Genomic DNA, 20,792 nt, shown 5'->3' on the forward strand with positions numbered 1-20,792 from the left:
GGCTTAGAAAACCGATTTTTTTGACGGAAATGCCACAGGATGCGGCAAGGAATAACCGATTTTCAAAAAATCAGGTCTTTTTCACCATTCAGACATATGCCGAACAACTTATCCAGATCTTTTTCCGGCACATCCTCCAGGCGGGACGGCGACCAGCGCGGCACACCGTCTTTATCAATCAGCAGGGCACGGACACCTTCATAAAAATCATGCCGCCATGCCATGTTCTGGCTCAGGCGGTAATCCATTTTTATCACGTCCTCCACCCGCGTCATGCCGCGTGCCGTATAGAAATGACGAAAAGCGGTCTTGATACTGGTCGGACAGGCCGCACGCAGAATATCATGGATTTTTTCACACCACGGGTCGCTAATCGCATCCGCCGCCAGCGCCGCGACGATTTTTTCCACACTCTTCCCCGACAGATACAGGTCAATCTTTTGCTGCAGCGGAAAAGCCTCCTCGCCGCTATAGGCAAATTTCGCCAAAGCCTGTTCCGCATCGCCGGCAATCACCTGCGCCATCACATCATCCCAGTCGCCTTCCGGCACAAAATGCGTCGCCAGCCCCAGCGCCATCATATCGCGCCCGGAAATGCTTTCCCCGGTCATCCCCATATACAGGCCGGTGAGGCCGGGCATTTTCCGGTAAAATATTCCAAATCCGATATCGGGGAAAAAGCCGATTTTCACCTCGGGCATTGCCGCTTTTGTCGACTCCGTCACAATCACATGCGACCCGTGCAGCCCGACACCGATACCGCCCCCCATCACAATCCCCTGCGCAAAGGCAATATAGGGTTTGGGATAGTTATGGATGCGGGTATTCAGCTTGTACTCTTCACGGAACAGGTGGCGGACATCATGGCCGGTATCTTTATTGCGGCGCGCCAGATCGGCTTCCACCGCGACCGCTTTAACATCGCCGCCTGCGCAGAAGGCGCGCGCGCTGCTGCTGTTGATAACCACGGCGGCGATATTATCATCTTTCTCCCATGCGGTCAGCGCCTCATCAATGGCGCGGAACATCGGCAGGGACAAGGCGTTCAAAGCCCGCGGACGGTTCAGCGTAATAATAGCTGTCCGCCCCTCCGTGCGGAACAGAACCTCCGCATCCTCTTCTATGGGGTCATTACTGGCGGCTTTTTCGGTCATGATTTAAGTAAAAAATGAATCGTTTTAAAGAATATCGTAAAGTTTTTCAGGCGGGCGGCAGATCAAAGCGCCTTTTTCCGTGATGACGATCGGACGTTCGATCAGAACCGGATTATTGACAATCTCTTTCACCAGCGTTTCATCCGTGACGGCGCCCAGATCAATATCCAGCGCCCCTGCTTCTTTTTTACGCACGATATCGCGTGCAGGCAGGTTCAGTTTTTTCAGCAGCTCGCGGATTATCTCCGCCGTCAACGGCGTTTTCAGATATTCGATGATTTCAGGTTCTTTTCCTTCTTTGCGCAGAAGTTCCAGCGCCTGCCGCGATTTACTGCAGCGCGGATTATGATAGATTTTAATCACCGGCCAAAACCTCCGAAACGGGGGCGGCCGCCGCGTCTGAAATTATCATCATTCATGGCGGCACCGGGCGGAATATTGTTGTTCGGCGCATCCTTATCATCGACATATTTCGGTGAAATACCCTGTTTTTTACGCTCTTCAAAGGCTTCAATCACCTTCATCATATCGTCATTATAGGTCTGACGCGCATGCGTATAGGCCGAACCGCCATAATTGTCCTGATGGTGCGGATCCGCACCATATTCCAAAAGCAGTTCGACATTCTCGGCATTGCGCGACCGCACGGCCGCCTGCAGCGGCGTGACACCGCTGTGGTCAACCATATCGACACGCATTCCAGCATCCAGCAATTTCTTTAAAACGGATTTATGTGCGCCATGCGCCTCCGCCGCCATATGTAGCAGAGAATCATACTGCCCGTCCTTGCCGGATTGTTTTACCGGATCAGCACCGTGTTCCATCAACCAGTCAAACATTTTGAAATCCGGCTGATAGGAACGCAAAGTATTGTGCAGCACGCCGCGCCCCTGATTATCAAGCGCGTTCACATCCGCACCGGCTTTCACCAGCGCTTTGACATTTTCCTCAACATAGTAACCGCCCGTCATCGCATTCAACAGCGGTGTACGTCCGTTCTGGTCTTTCTGATTCGGATCGGCACCGCCATCAATCAGTTTCTTGACGATTCCCGGTTCCAGATCACGCGAAATAAAGAACAGCGCATTCTGTTTTTCACGATTCAGCGCCTTCGGATCCGCGCCGGCCTCCAGCAATGCCGTTGCAACCGCGCTATGGCCGTATTGCATCGCCCGCATTAAAGGTGTGGAACCGTCGGTTCCCGGTGCGTTGACATTCGGCCCGTATTCCATCAATACCGGAAACAGCTCGCTCAACTGATAGGAAATCGCTTCTTCAAGCGCCGAGCAGCCTTCATAAACAATATCCGCACCGCGATCCAGCAGCGTCCGGACAATTTCTTCATGCTCGCCGCTGACAGCCAGCGCCAAAGGCGTTTTGCCGGATTTATCCTGTGCATTGATATTCGCGCCCATATCCAGCATTTTCCGCACGGCGGAAATCTGTTTTTTGGACACCGCCTCATGCAAGGCCGTACGTTTATTGTCCATCTCCTGATGATCCAGCTTTTTCACGGCTTCGGTCGTCAGCAGAAAATCGAGTACGCGTTCATCCTTATTATACAAAGACAGGTGAAACACCGTTTCGCTTTTATTCGTGGTCGACAGCAAATCAACGCGGTGATGCGTGAATTCCTGTACAACGGTGAAATTATTTCCGCGCACCGCATCATGGAAGGGACGTACACCGGTATGATCGGGCTTATCCGCATTCTTTGTCAGTTTCAACAGAAAGGATACGACATCAATTCCATGCGAAGAGGCGCCATGATGCAGAGCGCGGCGCCCGCGTTTATCCGCAGCATCAGGATCTGCGCCTTGCTTTACCAGCCAGGCGGCAAAACGCAGATTCGGCTTTTCATCTTTTCCGTCCACCGGATCAAACATACGCAGAAACGGCGTTTGTCCCGTGCGGTCACGGCTGTCAATGGGGATATCTTTTGCCTGCAGCGCTTTTACCAGATCGCGGTCGCGCTTTTCGACGGCGTAATGCATCAGATTACGGCCCTGCTGGTCAACCGTTTTCAGGTTAACATTCTCTTTATCCAGCATTTTCAATACAAATTCGCGATGACCGTCAAGAAGCGCCTGCATCAGTTTTGTCCGGCCGTTCGGCTTCAAAAACTCGTTGGGTGCGTCCCGCACCTCATGCAGTTTGTCCTTGGTGATGTGAATGTCCTCAGGTGCAGGTCTTTGCGCCTGTCTGTTAAAGTAAGGAGCCATTTTTCCACCTTTTCGCAATATATGGTCTAAAAGTTTCGGCACAAGGCTATCATAATTTTATGGTTATGCCTATATAAGAAAAAAAATTTCAATATGTCCGCGTGCAACAATGTGATATTGTCACCGATTCTTGACTTACCGGCCATGTTTGCTTATTTAAAAACTGTATTTTTCAGCTCCCGTAGCTCATCAGGATAGAGCGCAAGATTCCTAATTACATACCACTACCCGTAATGTAGGCTAGCGGCTGTCTGGTAAAACTCTTTTAAGGGGAAGCGGCGGCTTTATTCCTGAACGCGGAATGACATTCCACTGTTTTAACAATCATGGCGTGATATGTGTCCAATATAGGTTTCATCTCTTGCTTTGCAGCGACTACAGCCAACTCTGCGGCAAGATTATGCACCGCCAGATCACAAGCTTTAAATGCTTCCGCATCTTCTCCCAGTATAGAAAATATACGTTCCAGCTCCGCCTTAGAGGGCGGTGGATGATTTGTAATATGCTTGGCACTTTGTTCGATTGCCGTGTAATCCTGCAGAATTATCGCAGCTGTCATTTTCTCCAATTCCACACCCAAACTCCGCATAACTTCTTTCATCGTCATTTGACTTGCACTTACATGACTGTGATGGTCGTGATGCCCCTCCGCAGCATAAGCGGTGTTTACAAAATAGGCCAATAACATGCTGACAGCCATTCCGGTCAACCCAATCTTAATGATTCTCATAATTTCTCCTCCTACTCTATGTTTCAAGTTCCAGATTACCGTCACGCAAATGAAAAATATGGTCAAAACGATCATATATTTTCTCATCATGTGTCACCGCCAAGATAGCGGCATCCTGTTCGGCGGCGACTTTCCGTAGCAAATCCATCACAATACCAGCGCGTTCCGAATCCAGTGCCGCTGTCGGCTCATCTGCGAGAATAATACGCGGACGATTAGCTAAAGCGCGTGCAATGGCAACCCTTTGCGCTTCTCCCCCTGATAACTTAGCCGGGAAAGAATTCTTACGGTGATCGACTTCAAGATAACACAGAAGCTCAAGAGCCCGTTTTTCCGCTTCAACCTTGTCGTAGCCCGCCAATTCCAGAACAAGGCCGACATTATCCTGCGCAGTTAAAAATGGTAGCAAATTATGGAACTGGAAGATAAAGCCGATTTTTTCCAATCGTAAAGCCCGTAAATCAGGACGCAACCATCGCCTATCATAAACAACCTCACCATCCAGAACCATGTATCCTTCATTTGGTTCCAGGATACAGCCGATAACATTCAGTAACGTCGTTTTCCCTGATCCGCTCGGCCCCAGCAAAGCAACAACCTGCCCTGACGATACCTCAATATCTATGTGCCGAAGGGCATCAACACGCGCCTCGCCCTCACCGAAATGCTTACTAATTCCACGCAAGTAAACAAGAGCGGATGATTTCTCCTCAGCAGAATTTATGATCTTTTTCGTAGACATTTATCCACCGAGTGCTGTTGCTGGGTCAACTTTAAGTGCAAGTCTTACTCCGAGACCACTGGAAAGAATACAGACGATAATGACGGCAACAGCCAGTAACAAACCGTCATCAGGCTGCAGAACCACACGCCGGGGGAAATACTCTTTGAGACTAATAATTAACAGAGCTCCCATACCAAAACCTATAACGCCCATTGCCAGTGCTTGTTGCACAATCAACCCTATAATCGTCCTGTCAGGTGCGCCAATTAATTTAAGTGTGGCAATTTCACGAATTTTATCCGTCGTCATGGTGTAGATAATTAAAGAGATAATAACCGCTGAAACAATCAGAAGAATGGCGGTAAAAAGGCCAATTTGTTTTCGTGCCTTATCCACAACCGAACGGATCAGAATATTCTCCTGCTCCTGTTGAGATGTGGCGGATAAATGTTTCCAACGCTCTACCGTATTCACAACGTTACCCACGTCTATTTGTGGCTTTAAGCGCGCCACTACAGTATTGACTGTATCCATATCCATGCTGTTTGGTACATTTCCACGGGCAACCTCACGCCTGGCGGCGGGTGGTGCCAGCTCAAACTGTAATTCCTGTGAATCAAGTAACGTCATATAAACAACCGGATCGCCACCGGATGAAACCTGACCATCCGTAAGGCCTACAACAGTAAAATAATGCTCGCCAATCCGGACGCGCTCACCAAGCATTAATTTGGATCGGCGATCCGCGATTATTTCGTAATGGCTGCGCACAATAGCTCTGCCCGCCACAATTTTATCGGGCCCACCAGGTCTGTTCAGCTCATAACCCACAACATATAAACGTAATCTTTCGGAGCCGCGATGCGTTTCGATGGATTGATAGGTAACAGAACCGGCAATAGAAACACCGTGCAATCGCGCCACAGCTTCACGCGTATCGCCGGGAATACGTGAGGATTCTGCAAACGGTCCCCTTGTGCCTGATTCAACCACCCAGATATCAGCAGCCGGTGTCTGTGCTAACGTCAACGCATCATTAACCAGCCCTCTGTAGATACCGATCATTGACAGAACAACTCCCAACAGAAGGCTTAATCCTGCACAGGTCAGTATAAAACGTCCCAAACTATGCCGGACATCATGATAAGCCAAATTCATCTTATCGCTCTTTCTTTATGATTACCCGGCGGTTCTCACGTAATCCGGGCAGATGTGTGGCAACAATAGCAGCATCAGCATCTATACCTCCGGTTATTTCCAAATGCCCATCAAGTGTTTTATGCCCAAATACGACGGAAATGCGATGCAGACGATTTTTCTGTATAACCCAGATATCTCCGCCCGTACCGTCAAATTGTTCGACCGCCGTTTCAGGTACAAGAAGAGGTTGCTCCAATGTCGCCGTATGTATAAAGATCTCTGCTTGCTCACCAAGGTAAAAATCCTTGGGACAGTCGCTACACGAGACATAGACGCGTCTTTCTTCGCTAACCCGATCACTCTCAATATCAATACGCGTAACTTTTCCGTCGAACTCTTTATGCGGCAAAGAGCGCAAACGCACACGCACGGATTGTCCGACAAGTATGCCTCCGGCGCGCGCCTCATCTATATATCCCAGCACCCACACTGTGCGCGGATCAACAAGCGTAAACACGGGGTCACCAGCAGAAATGACTGTTCCGAGCTCCTTGCGTCTTTCCACGACAAGTGCGTCATATGGCGCCTTTAAGACATGATGATCCAGAAGCGTCTTTTCAAGCTCGTATTGAGACTGTGCTTCAGCAAGCTCGGCCTTTGCCAGTGCAACATCATTACGGGCAATCTCCACTTCTGCAGTGGCAACTTCTTCATTCAGCTGTTTTTGCTCAGCCTCTTCTTCCCCGATACTCCCGCGCGGGAGCAATACTTTGGCTCTTTGATTACTGATTCTGTGGAAGTCCAAAATCGCTTTTAGTTTCGGGATCGTTGTTTGCGCCTTTTTTAATCTTGCCTCTGCAGCTTCAACTGCCGCCGCCGCCCGCATTGTTTTTGCTTGCTGTTCCGCGCTATGTAGCTGTGCAAGTACTGATCCTTCTTTAACGCTATCCCCATAATCCGCATCCAGCTCGACCAGTGCGGCTCCGACCTCAAATCCAATTCGTGAGATTGTTTTAGCTTCAACAGAGCCCAACCCGTAGACTTCTACCGTTACATTTTCATGAAGCGGCATGACATCAATGATCAACGGTTTGTTTTGGACAAAAGAAATCCCAGCAACAGCAAGGGCTGCAATAACAATCAAAATAAGGACACTTTTCCGATTACCTTTGCTCATATCTCATCCCCACTCAAAGATGCGTCTGCGTTCAGAAAAACGTTAATCTGTATAGAAAACAGCCGCTTTCCTTCATCAACAAGGTGAAAATTTTTATCGCTTACCGACCACCGGACCGCCAGCCCCTGTATAAAACCCATAACAAGATAGGCACAATCGGCGGCTTGTACATCGCGACGAAAAGAGCCGTTTTCCTGCCCCGCAACAATTATATTTACAATGTGCTTATGTAGCGTATGCATGATTTTCAGAAAAGCTTGGCGCAGTCCTCTGTTACCGGCATGCAATTCACGGGAAAACAGAATACTGGGGATCGCAGGAACGCTCTGAATAATCCGTAGTTGCGTCAATACCAGTGCCTGTAATTTCTCGACTTCATCTCTTTCAGAATTCAGCGCCCGCTTCCATTTTTTTTTCATTGCTTCTTCTATATGAGACGCCACAGCAAGCCAAAGCAAATTCATGCCTGAAAAATGACGAAAAATAGCCGGTTGGCTGATACCAATATCCCGGGCAACCATCGCAGCCGACAACCTGTCCGGCCCAACTTTCTCAGCCAGTTTTAAAGTTGTTAAAACAATTTCCTGCTTACGCAGTTCTGCCGTTTTACGCTCAGCTATATCTTTCTTTACTGTCATTTGTAGACATGGCCTTTTTGCTAAGTTAGTTACTAATTACTAACTTAGCACGGCTTCCATAAAAAGTCAAGTCACAGTGGACTCCTATCATTACCTAGAACCATACAAAGACGTCCGGAAGTTATCCATCCATTACATAGACATAACTCAGCCACTATAAAGGATTCCAATTATTGTGATTTCATATTTTAACATGACGAGGTTATTTTATGGACAGGCTTTAACCTCTACATATATTCCATTACTAAAACTTAAATCAGCATATACTCTTGTTCTGGTACAGTGGTGCTTCGGAGAATAATTTAGCCAATGAGCCGGCTACTTAAGAATCATTTTGTCTGCCCTGACAGCAGCTTATCTCATCCACTGTGATGGCGTTCCGTTCAAAACGATCATTTCCTTTGAAAATTTCTTTATAGAGAGTATTATACTGCGATAGGCTAATTTCTCCCCGTAGCTCAGTAGGATAGAGCAACGGTTTCCTAAACCGTAGGCCACTGGTTCAAATCCAGTCGGGGAGACCACACTCCTCAGAATCGCAAGAATTTACACACTTTCTTACACACTTTCACAAGTTTTAAAAAATTATCTTATGAATTCATAATTTTGCATGTAGCGCTCATTGATTCCTAATCTTGAGGTAACAGGTTCGAGCCCTGTCGGGAGCGCCACCGCCCTTCCTGTCCGTATTTTTACTTTTTATTAATATTTCATCTGCTAGAATAATATAGTGTGCATATAGATCATAACCTGTGCATCACATGATTTAACCTTATTACCATATAACGAATAGGAGGCATAACGCTATGACATCCAAGAAACCACAACTTAGTCATAAACTTGCGGCTGGTCTTTTTGCCGGTATGGCTGTTGCACCGCTTATGTCCACCAAAGCTTTCGCTTTGGCGGCACCCGGCGTCGCAACACAGGATTTCACAACAACAACTGATGCTATTACGACATCCGCATCTAAAATTCCGAACCTTATCTCTACCGTTGCGTTCATCGCCGGTATCGGTATGGCCATCGCGGGTGTTTTCAAAATTAAAGCGCATGTGGACAACCCGGCGCAGGCTCCGCTTAAAGACGGTCTGATCCGTCTTGCCGTCGGTGGTGCTCTGCTCGCGTTCCCGCTCTTGACCAACTTGATGGTCTCTCTGATCGGTCAGGACAACGCGTCCGCTCACCTTGTACACACGCAAATGGGTAACGTTACATATCCGTAAGCGATATATACAGAAATACAATGGACAGGCCCGGCTTTTGCCGGGCCTGTTTTTTTATCTATCCCGCCATTCCCGCGCAAAAGCGGCACGGTATATTAGATAATTGTTAACGGCAAAGCGTTATAATAAACAGGACTTGGTCGCTCAAATACATTTTTACTTGAAGTATATTATTATGGCTGTCAGCAGATATGCATTACGCCCCGTTTTACAGGGGATCTTCTACAAACAGGAGCTTGAATCCTTTTTGGACAGTTTCGTTTTACCCGCAGATATTCCGGCGGAAAATGCCCCGCACGCCCCGCAGAAAGCCGAGCAGGTCCTCGACGATATCCGTCAATTATGGGAGCAAAGCGACACTCCGCTGCTGCATCCCGCCGATCTGCGCAACGCGCTATTACAAAAATATATGCCTGACAGCGACCCCGCCCTGCTGCAGATTTTTGACGAAGTCGAGCGGAGCAATTTCACACCTGAACACATGACAGGTTTTCTTGAAAAACAGCATCTGGGCCTGATTTCCGGCCTGGGTCATCTTTACGCGGAGCTGACGGGAAAACCCGTCGCCATGATCGAAGTTGATTATTCCAATATGGGCGGCACCAACGAATTCTTCCGCATTCTTCTGGCCACGGAAAAAGGTCTCGCCCCCGAAGAACTCCCGGTAACAGAGGCGTTTGATTACACCGACCGCAGCGCAAAGCTGCTTGCCAAGACCATTCAGGCCGAGGTCAAGAATACGACGGAAACCTCCAGCACCGGCGACGGCAATTTTGAATATACTGCCACCATTGACGGGCCGATGGCGCAGAATTACACCTATACGACCACGGCAGGCGGCGAAACTGCGGAAAACAGTGTCTATCACTATGACTGGAAACCCGACCCCGAAAAAAAACCTGCCCATAACATGCTTTGCATCCGTGCCGGCGGGGATGAGCTTAGAGTGATTGCAGCGGGGCTTGATCCCGCAGAATTTGACGAACTGACCGACCGTATCCACGAACAGATTGAAAACCACACCGCCAATCTTGACCTGCATGACCACCCGCATCCGAAAAATCCGGATGATCCGAACCGCAACGGATTCGGGGCGGCTGTCAGTATCGTCGATATGCGCGGCATTGATCCCGCCTCCGTCGTGCATTACGCCGATCTGCAAATCAAGGCCAACAAGCACAGTCTCGGCATGGCGCGGCGCGGCGTTATTGACGAAGAAACGGTTTATACCGCCTATCTGACCTATTATCAGCAATTTCCCGAAACGCTGCCGAACAACCAGAGCGCCGAAGAAGCCGCTGAAATGCTGACAGAAATGGAAAAACAGCTCGCACAAAAGCGCTATAACGGCTTCCAGGGTATGAAAAAGGCCACAAAGAATGATCTAGCCGCCAAAGAAAACTATATCGAACAGGAAATCGCCCTGATGGAGCTTAATGAGATGGAGCTGAACGGCGGCAACGCCCTGCCCTATCTTTACGAAACGGCAGATAACGCACCGCTGTTTTCCACCCCCGGAGAACGCCGCTATCTGCGCATGGTGCATGCCATCAAAGAACAAGGGCTGGAAACACAAAACCCTTACGAGGATCATTATCTGCGTCATACCGCCTTTCGCTCGGTCGCGATCGACTCCTCCGCCGGATGCTGGATGCCGGGTGATATGCCGGAAACCGTCAGTATTTATGCGGAAGATACCGCCTCCTTAAAAACGCGGCTTGTCAGCACGGCCGCCATGACGGAGGAAGAGGCGGCAAAACTTAAACCCCGGCTTTTGGGCGTTGCCTTTCACAATCTCGGCGGCTTAAACGATGCCGTCGGCCATGACGGCGCCAACAGCGCCCTGCAGCATATGGCGAAAAATATTATCGGCGGCGCGATGATGGAGGAAGGGCTGACTCTGGGTGACTACCAGATTGCACATTACGGCGGTGCGGAATTCCAGATTGTAACCCGCCCGGTCTATACTGACAGCAACGGTGCGGCCGTCGCCGTAGATGAAGCGAAAATCCGCCGGATTGAGACAAATATCGCCGTCAAAACCGCAGAAATGAACAAAATGAATATTGTCGCTTTTCTTGATGATGCGGGATTGCCCCCCGATGACGATTTACGGGCCAAAATGGGCAGCCGCAGATTTGCCGATATCCGCGATGTGAAGCCGGAACGCGATATCGGCGGGCTGGCGGTTGCCACATTTGCCCGCCCCGTGGAGCTGGAAGGTGACCGTGCCGGCGCGTTTATTTTCCACCATCGTGAAAAACTGCAGGAAAAAATGGACGCGTACAGGGCCAAAATTCTTACACAAAAGGCGCAGAATAAAGACCCTGCCGACAAAAAGACAAAACGCAGAAAAAACGACAGCCGTTTTGCCCAGTAAAGGAGATTGGAAACATGGGAAAAGAACGTGATAAACTGCTCTGGCAACGGGGGGATAAACCCGACCCGCGCAGCGATGCCGAGGCCTACCGCGAATATATGCGCCTGCGTGCCGAAGCCGGCAATCTGCCCCCGCATATGCAGAAACTGATCGCGCAGGCCCATCGCGACACGGCAGCAGACCATGCGCAGGAAACACAGACCGCAATGCCCGCACAAGCCGATCGTGAAAAACCGGAAAGCCCGGCACAAAGCAATGAAGAAAAAAATGTCACGCCGCATGATGTTCTTTACCGCTCTTCCTATAAAGGCTGGCTGGTTGACCAGAAATTCCTGCAATTAACGGAGGAAGCCTCTACGGAAGTCTGGACGATTATTCCGTTGCTGACGTTCTCCGTCCAGCCGGGAACGGAGGTGTTTGAAGGCGCACATAAAGCCATCCAGCGCGGCTGCAAATATAAACTCTTCATGCCTGATACGCCGGAGGTTCATCAAAATCTTGCGGAATATGTGCGGCTGCACAGACCGCTGCCGGGACAGGTCGAATTTATCCTGATTCCGGAAGAGGAATATCTCTTCCATACCGTCGTCGCACTCTATAACCCGCTTTCCAAAGACCCGATGGCAATTGAATATCTGCCCGCCGAACATCTGGCGACATGGGTGCGCATGGATGAGGATTATACAAGCCGCATCGTCAAAACCGCGCAGCGATTGATAAAAAAATACCGTAATGACAGCTATGTGCTGACGGAATCAATTCTGCGCCATATTACCGATAAAGACTAAAAACCGACAAAGATAAGCAAAGGAGAACACCATGCTGGCAGCCTTGAAATCCATTCTGTGCCCGCGCCGTCCCGCCCCTTGCGGACCGCCCGAGGAATTGCGGCAATTCACATCCGGCGACCGGCTTTTGCAGCAAAGCGGTATCAGTCCCGCGGAAGACGGCTGGAAAATTACGGTCGATAGCGGCGCATCACTGCCGTTATTCGAACTGCCGCTGGAAGATATCGACAGCGCCGTTCTGACCTATCATGCGGAACTGAAAGCGGAAAATCTGGACGGACAGGCCTATCTGGAAATGTGGTGCCGCCTGCCCGGCCGCGGCGAATTCTTTTCCAAAGGTCTGAACGCCCCCGTCACCGGCACGACGGACTGGATTACCTGTGAAACGCCCTTCTTGCTGAAAGAAGGGCAAAAACCGGATTTACTGAAACTCAATATTGCCGCCACAGGCAAAGGCACGGTTTTCATCCGCAATATCCGCGTCTCCAAAACGCCGATGGCCTAAATAACGCGCAACACAAAAAAACCCCCGCAAAATTTGCGGGGGTTTTCTATTCTTTGCAAAAAACTGATAAAGGACTGATTACTCAGCGTCTTTATCGGCGTCTTTTTTCTTCGCAGCAGTTTTCTTTGCGGGTTTCTTTGCCTTTTCCGCATCGTCATCTGCTTTCTCAGATTTTTTTGCAGCAGTTTTTTTCGCAGGTTTCTTTTCTGCGTCATCATCTGCTTTCTCGGCTTTTTTGGCAGCAGGCTTTTTCGCTGTTTTCTTTTCAGAAGCAGCAGCCTCGCTTTTGCCTTTTTCCTGCTGTTGCAGGGCAGCACCAAGAATATCACCAAGAGACGCACCGCTGTCAGACGATCCGTAATTGGCCATAGCTTTTTTATCTTCATCGATCTCATGTGCTTTGATCGACAGACCCAGCTGACGTCCGCCACGTTCGATTTTCGTGACCTTCGCATCGACTTTTTCGCCAACGGCGAAACGGTCGGGGCGTTGTTCGGAACGTTCGCGCGACAGGTCGGAACGGCGGATATAGCCTTCCAGTTTTCCGTCATTGACCGTAACGCTGATACCGTCCGCCTGAATTTCGGCAACCGTACAGGTTACGACATCACCGCGTTTCAAGCCGCCGAGGGCATCACCAACCGGATCTTCCTCAAGCTGTTTGATACCCAGAGACACGCGCTCTTTTTCCGGCAGGACTTCAAGGATCTTGACCTTGACTTTATCGCCGCGGTTATAGTCTTTCAACGCTTCGTCGCCTGCTTTTTCCCATGACAGGTCAGAGAGGTGAACCATACCGTCGATTTCCTCGTCAACACCGACGAACAGACCGAATTCGGTGATGTTCCGGATTTCGCCTTCCAGAATATCGCCCGGCTTGTGCGTATCGGCAAAGGATGTCCACGGATTATCCACACACTGTTTCAGACCAAGGCTGATACGGCGTTTCTCTTCATCGATGTCAAGAACCATGACTTCGACTTCCTGAGAGGTGGAGACGATTTTGCCCGGATGGACGTTTTTCTTCGTCCAAGACATTTCGGATACATGGACCAGACCTTCAACACCGTCTTCCAGCTCAACAAATGCGCCGTAATCGGTGATGTTGGTGATCGTGCCTTTGTATTTATCGCCGATTTTGAAGCGGCCGATAACACCCGTCCACGGATCATCCTGCAATTGCTTCATACCAAGGGAAACGCGCTGGTTTTCCTCGTTGAATTTGATGATCTGTACTTCAACGGTTTCGCCGACTTGCAGCATTTCCGTCGGGTGGTTGATACGTTTCCAGGACATGTCCGTGACGTGCAGCAGACCGTCAACGCCGCCAAGGTCAATAAACGCACCGTAATCGGTGATGTTTTTGACAATCCCTTTCAGGACCTGACCTTCTTCCAGGCTGGCAACGAGTTCGCTGCGTGCTTCCTCGCGGCTTTCTTCCAGAATGGCACGGCGGGACACGACGATATTGCCGCGTGCGCGGTCCATTTTCAGGATTTGGAAAGGCTGCGGTTCGCCGATCAGGGCGGAGGGGTCACGGATCGGGCGGATATCCACCTGAGATCCGGGCAGGAATGCAACGGCACCGTTCAGATCAACGGTAAAGCCGCCTTTTACGCGGCCAAAGATCACGCCTGTAACGTGTTCGCCGGCTTCGTAGAGTTTTTCCAATTCGCCCCATGCTTCTTCGCGGCGTGCTTTTTCACGGCTCAGAACGGTCTCGCCATTCTTGCCTTCCATGCGGTCAACATAGACTTCGACCATATCGCCGACTTTGATTTCGGCGCGGCTGCCCGCAATACCGAATTCTTTGAGCGGAATGCGGCCTTCCGATTTCAGGCCGACATCAACGGTCACAGCATCATCATCCATTTTGACGACAACGCCGTTCACGACCATTCCTTCAAAGCTGTCGACTCCGCCGAGCGTCTCGGAGAGCATGGCTTCAAAACTTTCTTTCTCACCCGTGATATCCTGGACGGGCGTCCAGTCTTTTCTGTGTTTTAAGGCATTTGCCATTGTTAATAGTCCTCTTCTTTCAATCAGAATACGCCCTTTTCGCGCGCGCAGTTTTTCGTGATACAGAAAATCCGAAAACATACGGCATTCAGGCGTTTGCAGCGGCTTTTGCGCGAGAGGCCCGCCCCGTGCTTTTCAACCGGCACCGGTTCTTTTCAGTAAAAAGAATCATGCACCGAAAGCACGGCAACAGGCGACTGCCAGCCGTTTACAGCTGTTGTTTTATGTATTTAAAGCCAAAAGGTCAAGCTTTATTTTGCAAGAACTACTTGGTTTTACGGTGATTGCTGGGGTTCATCTGCCCTTCGATAAAGTCGGGCGGCGCGATATCGGTTTCCGCTTCCGCCGCTTCGGAGGACATCACTTGCAGCCACAGGATTTTGTCGGGGTGCAAGGGCGGCTCACCGCGCTTGATTTTATCGACATATTCCATGCCGCGCACGACATGACCGACCACAGTGTATTGACCGTCAAGAAAGCGGGAATCGTCAAAAACGATAAAGAACTGGCTGTCCGCGCTGTCAGGATGCTGGGCACGCGCCATACCGACCGTTCCGCGCAGGAAGGGCTCTTTTGAAAATTCCGCCGGAATATTTTGACCGCTGCCGCCGCGTCCCGTGCCTGTCGGATCACCGGTTTGCGCCATAAAACCGTCAATCACGCGGTGAAAAACAACACCGTCGTAAAAACCGGATGATGCCAGTTTGCGGATGCGCTCCACATGTTTCGGTGCCAGATCGGGGCGCAGATTGATAATCACCTGTCCGTATTCGAGATTCATAACCAGAGTGTTTTCGTTTTCGCTCACAGGTCTCTCCTTTTTTGCGACTGTATTATTTTGGACCGGTGCCGGCGTTTCCGCAAAAACCGGATGAATGGTAACCACGGCCATCATTGCGGCAAACATCATGCACGCAAAACCGTTAAACAAGCTTTTTTGATACATTGCGACCTACTTGGTTTTGTATTTTTTTGTTTTACGTCCCCGCGCCGTTTTCAGGGCAGCAACATCCTCGCTTCGCTTTTCGCACATCTTTATCAAAAACGCGCAAAAATACTCATACACGAAGCGGGCAGCAAAAGGCAACCCGCTTACATAGTTTATGCTAGCATAAAATTCTTAAGATTCATTAAGGTAAAATATTAAAAATGTCAGAAAACCGTCAACCCGCTTTCGGCGCGTTCTTTTTGTTTTTCTTCTCCGCTGCGCGCTGCGCTTCCAGCCCCTGCAGGGTTTCGCTGATACTGCGCTGCTTGTCACTGCGATAGAAGTGCAGGATGGCGGCCTGTTGCAGTTTACCGCGTTTTCCGGCCGGTGTGTCCTCTGTCAGAACCGTCTCTTTCAGCCCCAAAGCTTTGGCGGCCTTTTTGATATCTTCGGCATTCACATCCACCGAAACATCCTCGGAACCGGTTTTCAGCACCACACGCGGGGCTTCGCCGCGGTAAATACTGGCTTCGCACAGATCATCCTTATTGCACAGGAAGTCATCAAAGACTTCCGTATGCGTCTTTTTCACAGCCGCACGGTGTTTTTCCGCCGCTTTCATCGCGATTTCCTCGCCATGGACAACGACTTCAAAATTGCCGCCTTTCACTTCGATAAAGGGCTCTTTCAGAATGCGGTCGGCATTGACCCAGTTCACGGATTTCCGTGCAGGTTTTGTCGCTGCGCGCGGCACTTGCGGTTCTTCCGCAGCGGCAGAGAATTTGCTGCCTGCTGACGCATCATTAAAGCTTTTCGCCACGCCGCTGCCGTTTTTCGCTGCGGCGGCAGGCGCTTCTTCTGCAACATCCTGCAAATATTCCAGCACATAACGGCTGGAACCGATGACCGTCAGCGTATCCATACCGGTATCTTCCGCAGATTTCACCGCCAATACGGCTTCTTTATTCACCGTCAAACCTTCGGCAATATTTTCAAAATTCGCGCGGGCGGCGATATCTTCCGCAATTTTCGCCGACAGGGCGGCATCTTTCTGCTCCTGCGCGGAAATATCGGTCTCCAGACCGTAATCACGCTCGCCGAACAGATCTTTTGTGAAAATCGTCCGACCGTTCACCAACAGTTCGACTGTTGATTCTTCCCATTCTTTTTCACCTGACGGCGCATCGGGGTCGTAATAGGCAAGTGTGCGCGTATAAACACCGTCGACTTTTTTCGTATTAATCAGCAGGTTTTCGGCATCAAGGCTGTAAACGCCGTCATTTTTCTCCTGCAGCGCTTTCGCCAGCGCATCGAATTCCTTTTTCGTGACGTCAGACACCAGAATATCCTGATCAAACACGACTTCACCGGCAGCCTCGTTATAGCGCAGAGTCGTAAATGTCGCGGCATCCAAAAGCAGCATATCCTGAAAGGCGACAAAGCTGTCTTTGCCGTCCATTGCCGCTTTAAACACTTCGTCAACGCGGCTTTCTTCCAGCGACAGCGAGATTTTATCCGTGCCGTTTTTGAAGACTTCCAGATCGCCGTACTGACCGTTAAAGATCATCATATCCCAGTTTTCGGCACGCAGCAGATCGTCACCGATACGGATATAACCGGGGCGTTTTTCCAAAACATTGATATAGGTCGTTGCGTTTTCTTTATTGATGGCGGCTTCGCTCTGGCCGCTTTTCGCGCCGGAGAAATAACCGACCGCATCATAAGCATGATAGATATGGCTCAGTTTTTCAGGATAAAGAACCGTTGCCGTGTCACCCGCAGGGCTTTGAATGTAATCACCCGCATATTGATCGGCCATACCGAACAACCGTGCGGCATTGTCCTTATTGCTCTCGCCTTCGCCGGCAACATGGAAGGCATCAGCCATTTCAATTTTTTGATCAAAGGCCTCTTCCAGCGGTTTCAGGCACTGAACGGAACCGTAAATACCTTCGGGATCGACATTTTTCATGATTTTCCCCAGCAGCGAGGATTGGAAGCCCGTGCTGTGTGAAATCATATCCGCAAATTCCGTCCGTGTCGTATTTGCCGCGACAAACTGCACCGTACCGGTATAAATACCGATATCTGCCGTCTTGCCCGAGGTCATGGCTTTTTCCGCCAGCGCATGCAGGCGCTCTTTCATCTTGCGCAATTTGGTATCATTCTGCTGTTCCGGCGCAAAAGGCGGCACACCGACGGAGACCGCCGTCTGGAACAGGGACGCCCGTGCATCTTCGGTTTTGGCAACGCCTAGCAGCGCATCCATGGCATGTTCCGCTTCCGGCTCACAGGCGGAGCGGATCAGCAGCCATTCTTCCAGCATTTCGCGGCTGGCATTTTTCAGCAGATTTCCGGTTTTCTGCGTTTTGCCCTCCGTAATGGCCGTATGCATATCGACATAGAAGTCAACGGCGGAGGTATCGCGTCCCATAATCCGGAACAATTCATGCAGCACCGCTTTGGTTTTATCCGGATCTTTTTCCGTTACCTGCAGAACCGTCGTCAGTTTCGAGCTTTGCGGGAAAGACTGCGTTTCAAAATCAACCTTTTCTTTCGCGGCCATCAACATGCGGATGATGTCGGTATTGCCTTGTTGCGCGGCGATCTGCAGCGGCGTCAATTTTTCCGTAGCCCGTTGACCGTCTTGACCTTGCTGGCCGTCTGCGCCTTGTTGTCCGTCCTGACCTTGCGGGCCTTGTTGCCGGCCTTCCGCAGGTGCCGCTTGTTGCTCCGGATTCGCATCCTGCTCTTTCTTGGCTTTTTCGGCTTCTGCGGCTGCTTTTTCCGCAGCGGCTTTGGCCTTGGCGTCCGCTTCCGCTTGTTTTTTGGCGGCAGCAGCGGCTTTTTCCTGCTCCTGCACCTCGGAAATCAGTTTTTTGACATCTTCATCGGAAACGGCTGCGACAACAGCCAATGCAACGGCGGATAAATCTTTATCCTTTCCGCGGCGTTTCAGTGCCTCATAAGTATAGCCCAGCGCTTCCGGCATCAGGCTTGCGTCTTTTTCCAGGACCAGTTCAAAAACGCGGTCAAAGACATTTGTGCCGTTTGTCAGCGCATTGCCGTCTTTATCCTTGATCGTCAATTCTTCCGGTGCGGCATCAACCGCAACTTCAAAAGCGCCCGTACGTTTTTCTCCGGCATCAAAGCTGGACAGCGCCAACGCAACCAGAGACGGCTCGCCCGTTTCTTCCAGCAAGCCCTTCACGATCTCTTTATTATCCTTATAGCGCGTAATCGCCGCACCCAGATGGTCCAGATCCTGATTCGTAAAGACGGATTTCAGGGAATCATAGGCTTGCGCATTCTCACAGACTTCCTCGAAAATCACCTGCAGGGTTTCGTTGCAGTCATTATAGACCTGACGCAGCAGATAATCAGGATTGCGGTAGGTACGCGTCAGATAGTCATTGTAATCGCCGTCGCCCAGCACTTCGGGGCGGCCTTCCGGCGGCAGATGCATGGATTCCAGCCAATCGAAAAAGCTGTTCACATAGAAAGGTTTGGAGGTTTTCAAGCCCAACAATTCGCCGCGGACTTCCTGAATTTTCTCCATGACATCGGCGGGTTTCTCTTTTTGGGTCGAGCCAAAAGGCCACATTTTCGATGCCCAGCTGCTTTTTTCGGCTTTTTCGGCTTTTTCCGCTTCAATCTTGGCCTTTGCCGTTGCCTCGACAACCGCATCCAGCGGCGCATCCGTATCTGTTGCGGTTTTCACCTCTTCCGGCGTTTCAACCGGCGTGTAAAGATGTTCGGGGAATTCCAGCGGAATCGCCGAAAGACGCTCATAGACAGCCTTTTCCGCTTTCGAGGCACTGTCGCCGCCAAAAATCTTTTCCGCAGTTTCTGTGATTGTTTTTCCGTCAGTAAGGGGGGTTTTCAGGACGGTCCCGGCCAGATCGCCCGCTTCATCCAGCGCTTTTTCAAAAGCCGCCGAATCCTTCTTGCGCAGCGCATCGCTCAACGCAAAATAGGTGCGGTACATATCGTCTTTATTTTCGGCCATCCAGATGGAAATGGCGGTCGTGCTTTGTTCAACGGCGGCAATCTCGCGGTTCAGGAAATCGCGGGTTTCCTGCCATTTTAAAAGCTCTTCCTTCAGCTCATCGACTGTCAATTGATTTGCCATGTCTCTAAAACACCCTTGATACCGAGAATCACCGGACGTCTCCGCCGTTCATTCTTTGTTAACGAATTAGTGGATAACATATCATTATTTTCCGTATTATGCAAACAAATTTCGAAAATTTCTTTGTTTCTCCGTAAAAGTAATGGACTTTTTTGTCCATATCCCCTATAAACCGCAGAGTAACATGTTGCATTTGCTATTCATCGCAAAAGAATTTACTCAACAAAACTTTGAGATTTTAAGGAGAAGACAATGGCGCAGCACCCCTTGATGCCAAAAGCCACCGCCGTATGGTTGATTGATAATACGGGACTCACTTTTGAACAAATCGCGGAATTCTGCGGTTTGCACAAGCTTGAGATTCAGGCGATTGCCGATGGCGAAATCGGCAGCGGCATTATCGGCGCGAATCCCGTCACCAGTCAGGAATTGACGGAAGAAGAGATTAAAGCCTGTGAAAAGGACTCCAAACGCCGTTTAACGATGATGAAAACGGACCTGCCGCAGCCGAAAACGCGCACAAAAGGCCCGCGCTATACGCCGGTTGCCAAACGCGCGGACAAGCCGAATGCGATTGCATGGCTGCTGAAAACCCATCCCGAGCTGATGGATTCACAAATCGCCAAGCTGATCGGTACAACCAAACCGACCATTCAGGCCATCCGCGATAAAAGCCATATCAGCACGCCGAATCTGAAACCGCAGGATCCGCTGCTGCTGGGTCTGTGCAAGCGCGACGATTTTGAAAAAGCGCTGGAACGCGCACAGCGCCGTGTTGAGCGCGAAGCCAAAGCCGCCGAGAAAAAAGCTGCTGCGAAAAAACCCGCCGCGAAAAAAGACGCGGCTGAAGCAACACCCGCTGCTGCGGATGCACCTGTTGCGGAAGCTGCGCAAGAAGATGCCGCCACGGAAGAAAGCACAACGGAAAGCGTCGAAGCACGCAGCGCCGAAGCTTAAAACCCGATTCGGTTATCAAAAAATTTCAAAACCCGCGTTTGAAAAAGCGCGGGTTTTTCTGTTCCTAATGTC

At 50.3% G+C, this 20,792-nt stretch carries 16 protein-coding genes and 1 tRNA gene; 6 read left to right on the forward strand and 11 right to left on the reverse strand.

The window, feature by feature from the left end:
* Window positions 1-62: 62 nt before the first annotated feature.
* From HND56_11505 to HND56_11540, 8 genes are all read right to left on the reverse strand, one after another.
* Window positions 63-1,154, reverse strand: a complete 1,092-nt coding sequence (locus HND56_11505) for an enoyl-CoA hydratase/isomerase family protein (protein QKK06275.1) — start codon at window positions 1,152-1,154, stop codon at window positions 63-65.
* A 24-nt stretch (window positions 1,155-1,178) separates the two neighbouring features.
* Window positions 1,179-1,517 carry an arsenate reductase (glutaredoxin) gene (gene arsC, locus HND56_11510; GenBank protein ID QKK06276.1) on the reverse strand — a complete coding sequence of 113 codons (339 nt, stop codon included), beginning with the start codon at window positions 1,515-1,517 and terminating at the stop codon, window positions 1,179-1,181.
* Window positions 1,514-3,376 carry a hypothetical protein gene (locus HND56_11515; protein ID QKK06277.1) on the reverse strand — a complete coding sequence of 621 codons (1,863 nt, stop codon included), beginning with the start codon at window positions 3,374-3,376 and terminating at the stop codon, window positions 1,514-1,516. Before HND56_11515 ends, arsC begins: the two co-directional genes overlap by 4 nt.
* 265 nt (window positions 3,377-3,641) lie before the next feature.
* Window positions 3,642-4,106: a hypothetical protein gene (locus tag HND56_11520; GenBank protein ID QKK06278.1), complete on the reverse strand. Its 465-nt coding sequence runs from the start codon at window positions 4,104-4,106 to the stop codon at window positions 3,642-3,644.
* 16 nt (window positions 4,107-4,122) lie between these two features.
* Entirely contained in the window at window positions 4,123-4,848 is a 726-nt protein-coding gene (locus tag HND56_11525; GenBank protein QKK06279.1) for an ABC transporter ATP-binding protein, read from the reverse strand.
* Window positions 4,849-5,988, reverse strand: a complete 1,140-nt coding sequence (locus HND56_11530; protein ID QKK06280.1) for an ABC transporter permease — start codon at window positions 5,986-5,988, stop codon at window positions 4,849-4,851. It abuts the gene before it with no gap.
* Between the two features lies 1 nt (window position 5,989).
* Window positions 5,990-7,147, reverse strand: coding sequence for an efflux RND transporter periplasmic adaptor subunit (locus HND56_11535; protein ID QKK06281.1), 1,158 nt, complete (start codon window positions 7,145-7,147; stop codon window positions 5,990-5,992).
* On the reverse strand, window positions 7,144-7,785 hold the full coding sequence (locus tag HND56_11540; GenBank protein QKK06282.1) for a TetR/AcrR family transcriptional regulator: 642 nt from the start codon (window positions 7,783-7,785) through the stop codon (window positions 7,144-7,146). Before HND56_11540 ends, HND56_11535 begins: the two co-directional genes overlap by 4 nt.
* Before the next feature lie 447 nt (window positions 7,786-8,232).
* On the opposite strand from HND56_11540, the gene HND56_11545 reads away from it, so the two are divergent.
* The 5 genes from HND56_11545 (at window position 8,233) to HND56_11565 (ending at window position 12,684) form a co-directional block, all read left to right on the forward strand.
* Window positions 8,233-8,309 (forward strand) — tRNA-Arg (locus HND56_11545).
* Window positions 8,310-8,591: 282 nt separating this feature from the next.
* Window positions 8,592-9,011 (forward strand): hypothetical protein, encoded by a 420-nt coding sequence (locus HND56_11550; protein QKK06283.1) that lies wholly within the window; start codon window positions 8,592-8,594, stop codon window positions 9,009-9,011.
* A gap of 175 nt (window positions 9,012-9,186) precedes the next feature.
* Entirely contained in the window at window positions 9,187-11,391 is a 2,205-nt protein-coding gene (locus HND56_11555; GenBank protein ID QKK06284.1) for a hypothetical protein, read from the forward strand.
* 14 nt (window positions 11,392-11,405) lie between these two features.
* Window positions 11,406-12,179 (forward strand): hypothetical protein, encoded by a 774-nt coding sequence (locus HND56_11560; protein ID QKK06285.1) that lies wholly within the window; start codon window positions 11,406-11,408, stop codon window positions 12,177-12,179.
* Window positions 12,180-12,210: 31 nt separating this feature from the next.
* Window positions 12,211-12,684: a hypothetical protein gene (locus HND56_11565; protein ID QKK06286.1), complete on the forward strand. Its 474-nt coding sequence runs from the start codon at window positions 12,211-12,213 to the stop codon at window positions 12,682-12,684.
* 78 nt (window positions 12,685-12,762) lie between these two features.
* Here the strand turns inward: HND56_11565 and rpsA are convergent, their stop codons facing one another.
* From rpsA to HND56_11580, 3 genes are all read right to left on the reverse strand, one after another.
* On the reverse strand, window positions 12,763-14,703 hold the full coding sequence (rpsA, locus tag HND56_11570; protein QKK06287.1) for a 30S ribosomal protein S1: 1,941 nt from the start codon (window positions 14,701-14,703) through the stop codon (window positions 12,763-12,765).
* A gap of 265 nt (window positions 14,704-14,968) precedes the next feature.
* On the reverse strand, window positions 14,969-15,595 hold the full coding sequence (locus HND56_11575; GenBank protein QKK06641.1) for a peptidylprolyl isomerase: 627 nt from the start codon (window positions 15,593-15,595) through the stop codon (window positions 14,969-14,971).
* A 271-nt stretch (window positions 15,596-15,866) separates the two neighbouring features.
* A complete protein-coding gene (locus tag HND56_11580) occupies window positions 15,867-19,763 on the reverse strand; it encodes a hypothetical protein (protein QKK04158.1) in 3,897 nt (1,298 codons plus the stop codon).
* A gap of 252 nt (window positions 19,764-20,015) precedes the next feature.
* Here HND56_11580 and HND56_11585 point away from each other — a divergent pair, with 252 nt between their 5' ends.
* Complete coding sequence (locus HND56_11585) at window positions 20,016-20,720, forward strand: DUF1013 domain-containing protein (protein ID QKK06288.1); 705 nt, start codon at window positions 20,016-20,018, stop codon at window positions 20,718-20,720.
* Window positions 20,721-20,792: the final 72 nt, after the last annotated feature.

This window comes from Pseudomonadota bacterium, from assembly GCA_013285465.1.
Lineage (GTDB): Bacteria > Pseudomonadota > Alphaproteobacteria > Micavibrionales > CSBR16-224 > CSBR16-224.

Bases quoted from the DNA above. Each gene is read 5' to 3' on its own strand.
- rpsA (QKK06287.1), bottom strand. From the start codon at position 14,703: ATGGCAAATGCCTTAAAACACAGAAAAGACTGGACGCCCGTCCAGGAT.
- HND56_11535 (QKK06281.1), bottom strand. From the start codon at position 7,147: ATGAGCAAAGGTAATCGGAAAAGTGTCCTTATTTTGATTGTTATTGCA.
- HND56_11515 (QKK06277.1), bottom strand. From the start codon at position 3,376: ATGGCTCCTTACTTTAACAGACAGGCGCAAAGACCTGCACCTGAGGAC.
- HND56_11540 (QKK06282.1), bottom strand. From the start codon at position 7,785: ATGACAGTAAAGAAAGATATAGCTGAGCGTAAAACGGCAGAACTGCGT.
- HND56_11520 (QKK06278.1), bottom strand. From the start codon at position 4,106: ATGAGAATCATTAAGATTGGGTTGACCGGAATGGCTGTCAGCATGTTA.
- HND56_11525 (QKK06279.1), bottom strand. From the start codon at position 4,848: ATGTCTACGAAAAAGATCATAAATTCTGCTGAGGAGAAATCATCCGCT.
- HND56_11565 (QKK06286.1), top strand. From the start codon at position 12,211: ATGCTGGCAGCCTTGAAATCCATTCTGTGCCCGCGCCGTCCCGCCCCT.
- HND56_11560 (QKK06285.1), top strand. From the start codon at position 11,406: ATGGGAAAAGAACGTGATAAACTGCTCTGGCAACGGGGGGATAAACCC.
- HND56_11505 (QKK06275.1), bottom strand. From the start codon at position 1,154: ATGACCGAAAAAGCCGCCAGTAATGACCCCATAGAAGAGGATGCGGAG.
- HND56_11555 (QKK06284.1), top strand. From the start codon at position 9,187: ATGGCTGTCAGCAGATATGCATTACGCCCCGTTTTACAGGGGATCTTC.
- HND56_11575 (QKK06641.1), bottom strand. From the start codon at position 15,595: ATGGCCGTGGTTACCATTCATCCGGTTTTTGCGGAAACGCCGGCACCG.
- HND56_11530 (QKK06280.1), bottom strand. From the start codon at position 5,988: ATGAATTTGGCTTATCATGATGTCCGGCATAGTTTGGGACGTTTTATA.
- HND56_11585 (QKK06288.1), top strand. From the start codon at position 20,016: ATGGCGCAGCACCCCTTGATGCCAAAAGCCACCGCCGTATGGTTGATT.
- HND56_11580 (QKK04158.1), bottom strand. From the start codon at position 19,763: ATGGCAAATCAATTGACAGTCGATGAGCTGAAGGAAGAGCTTTTAAAA.
- HND56_11550 (QKK06283.1), top strand. From the start codon at position 8,592: ATGACATCCAAGAAACCACAACTTAGTCATAAACTTGCGGCTGGTCTT.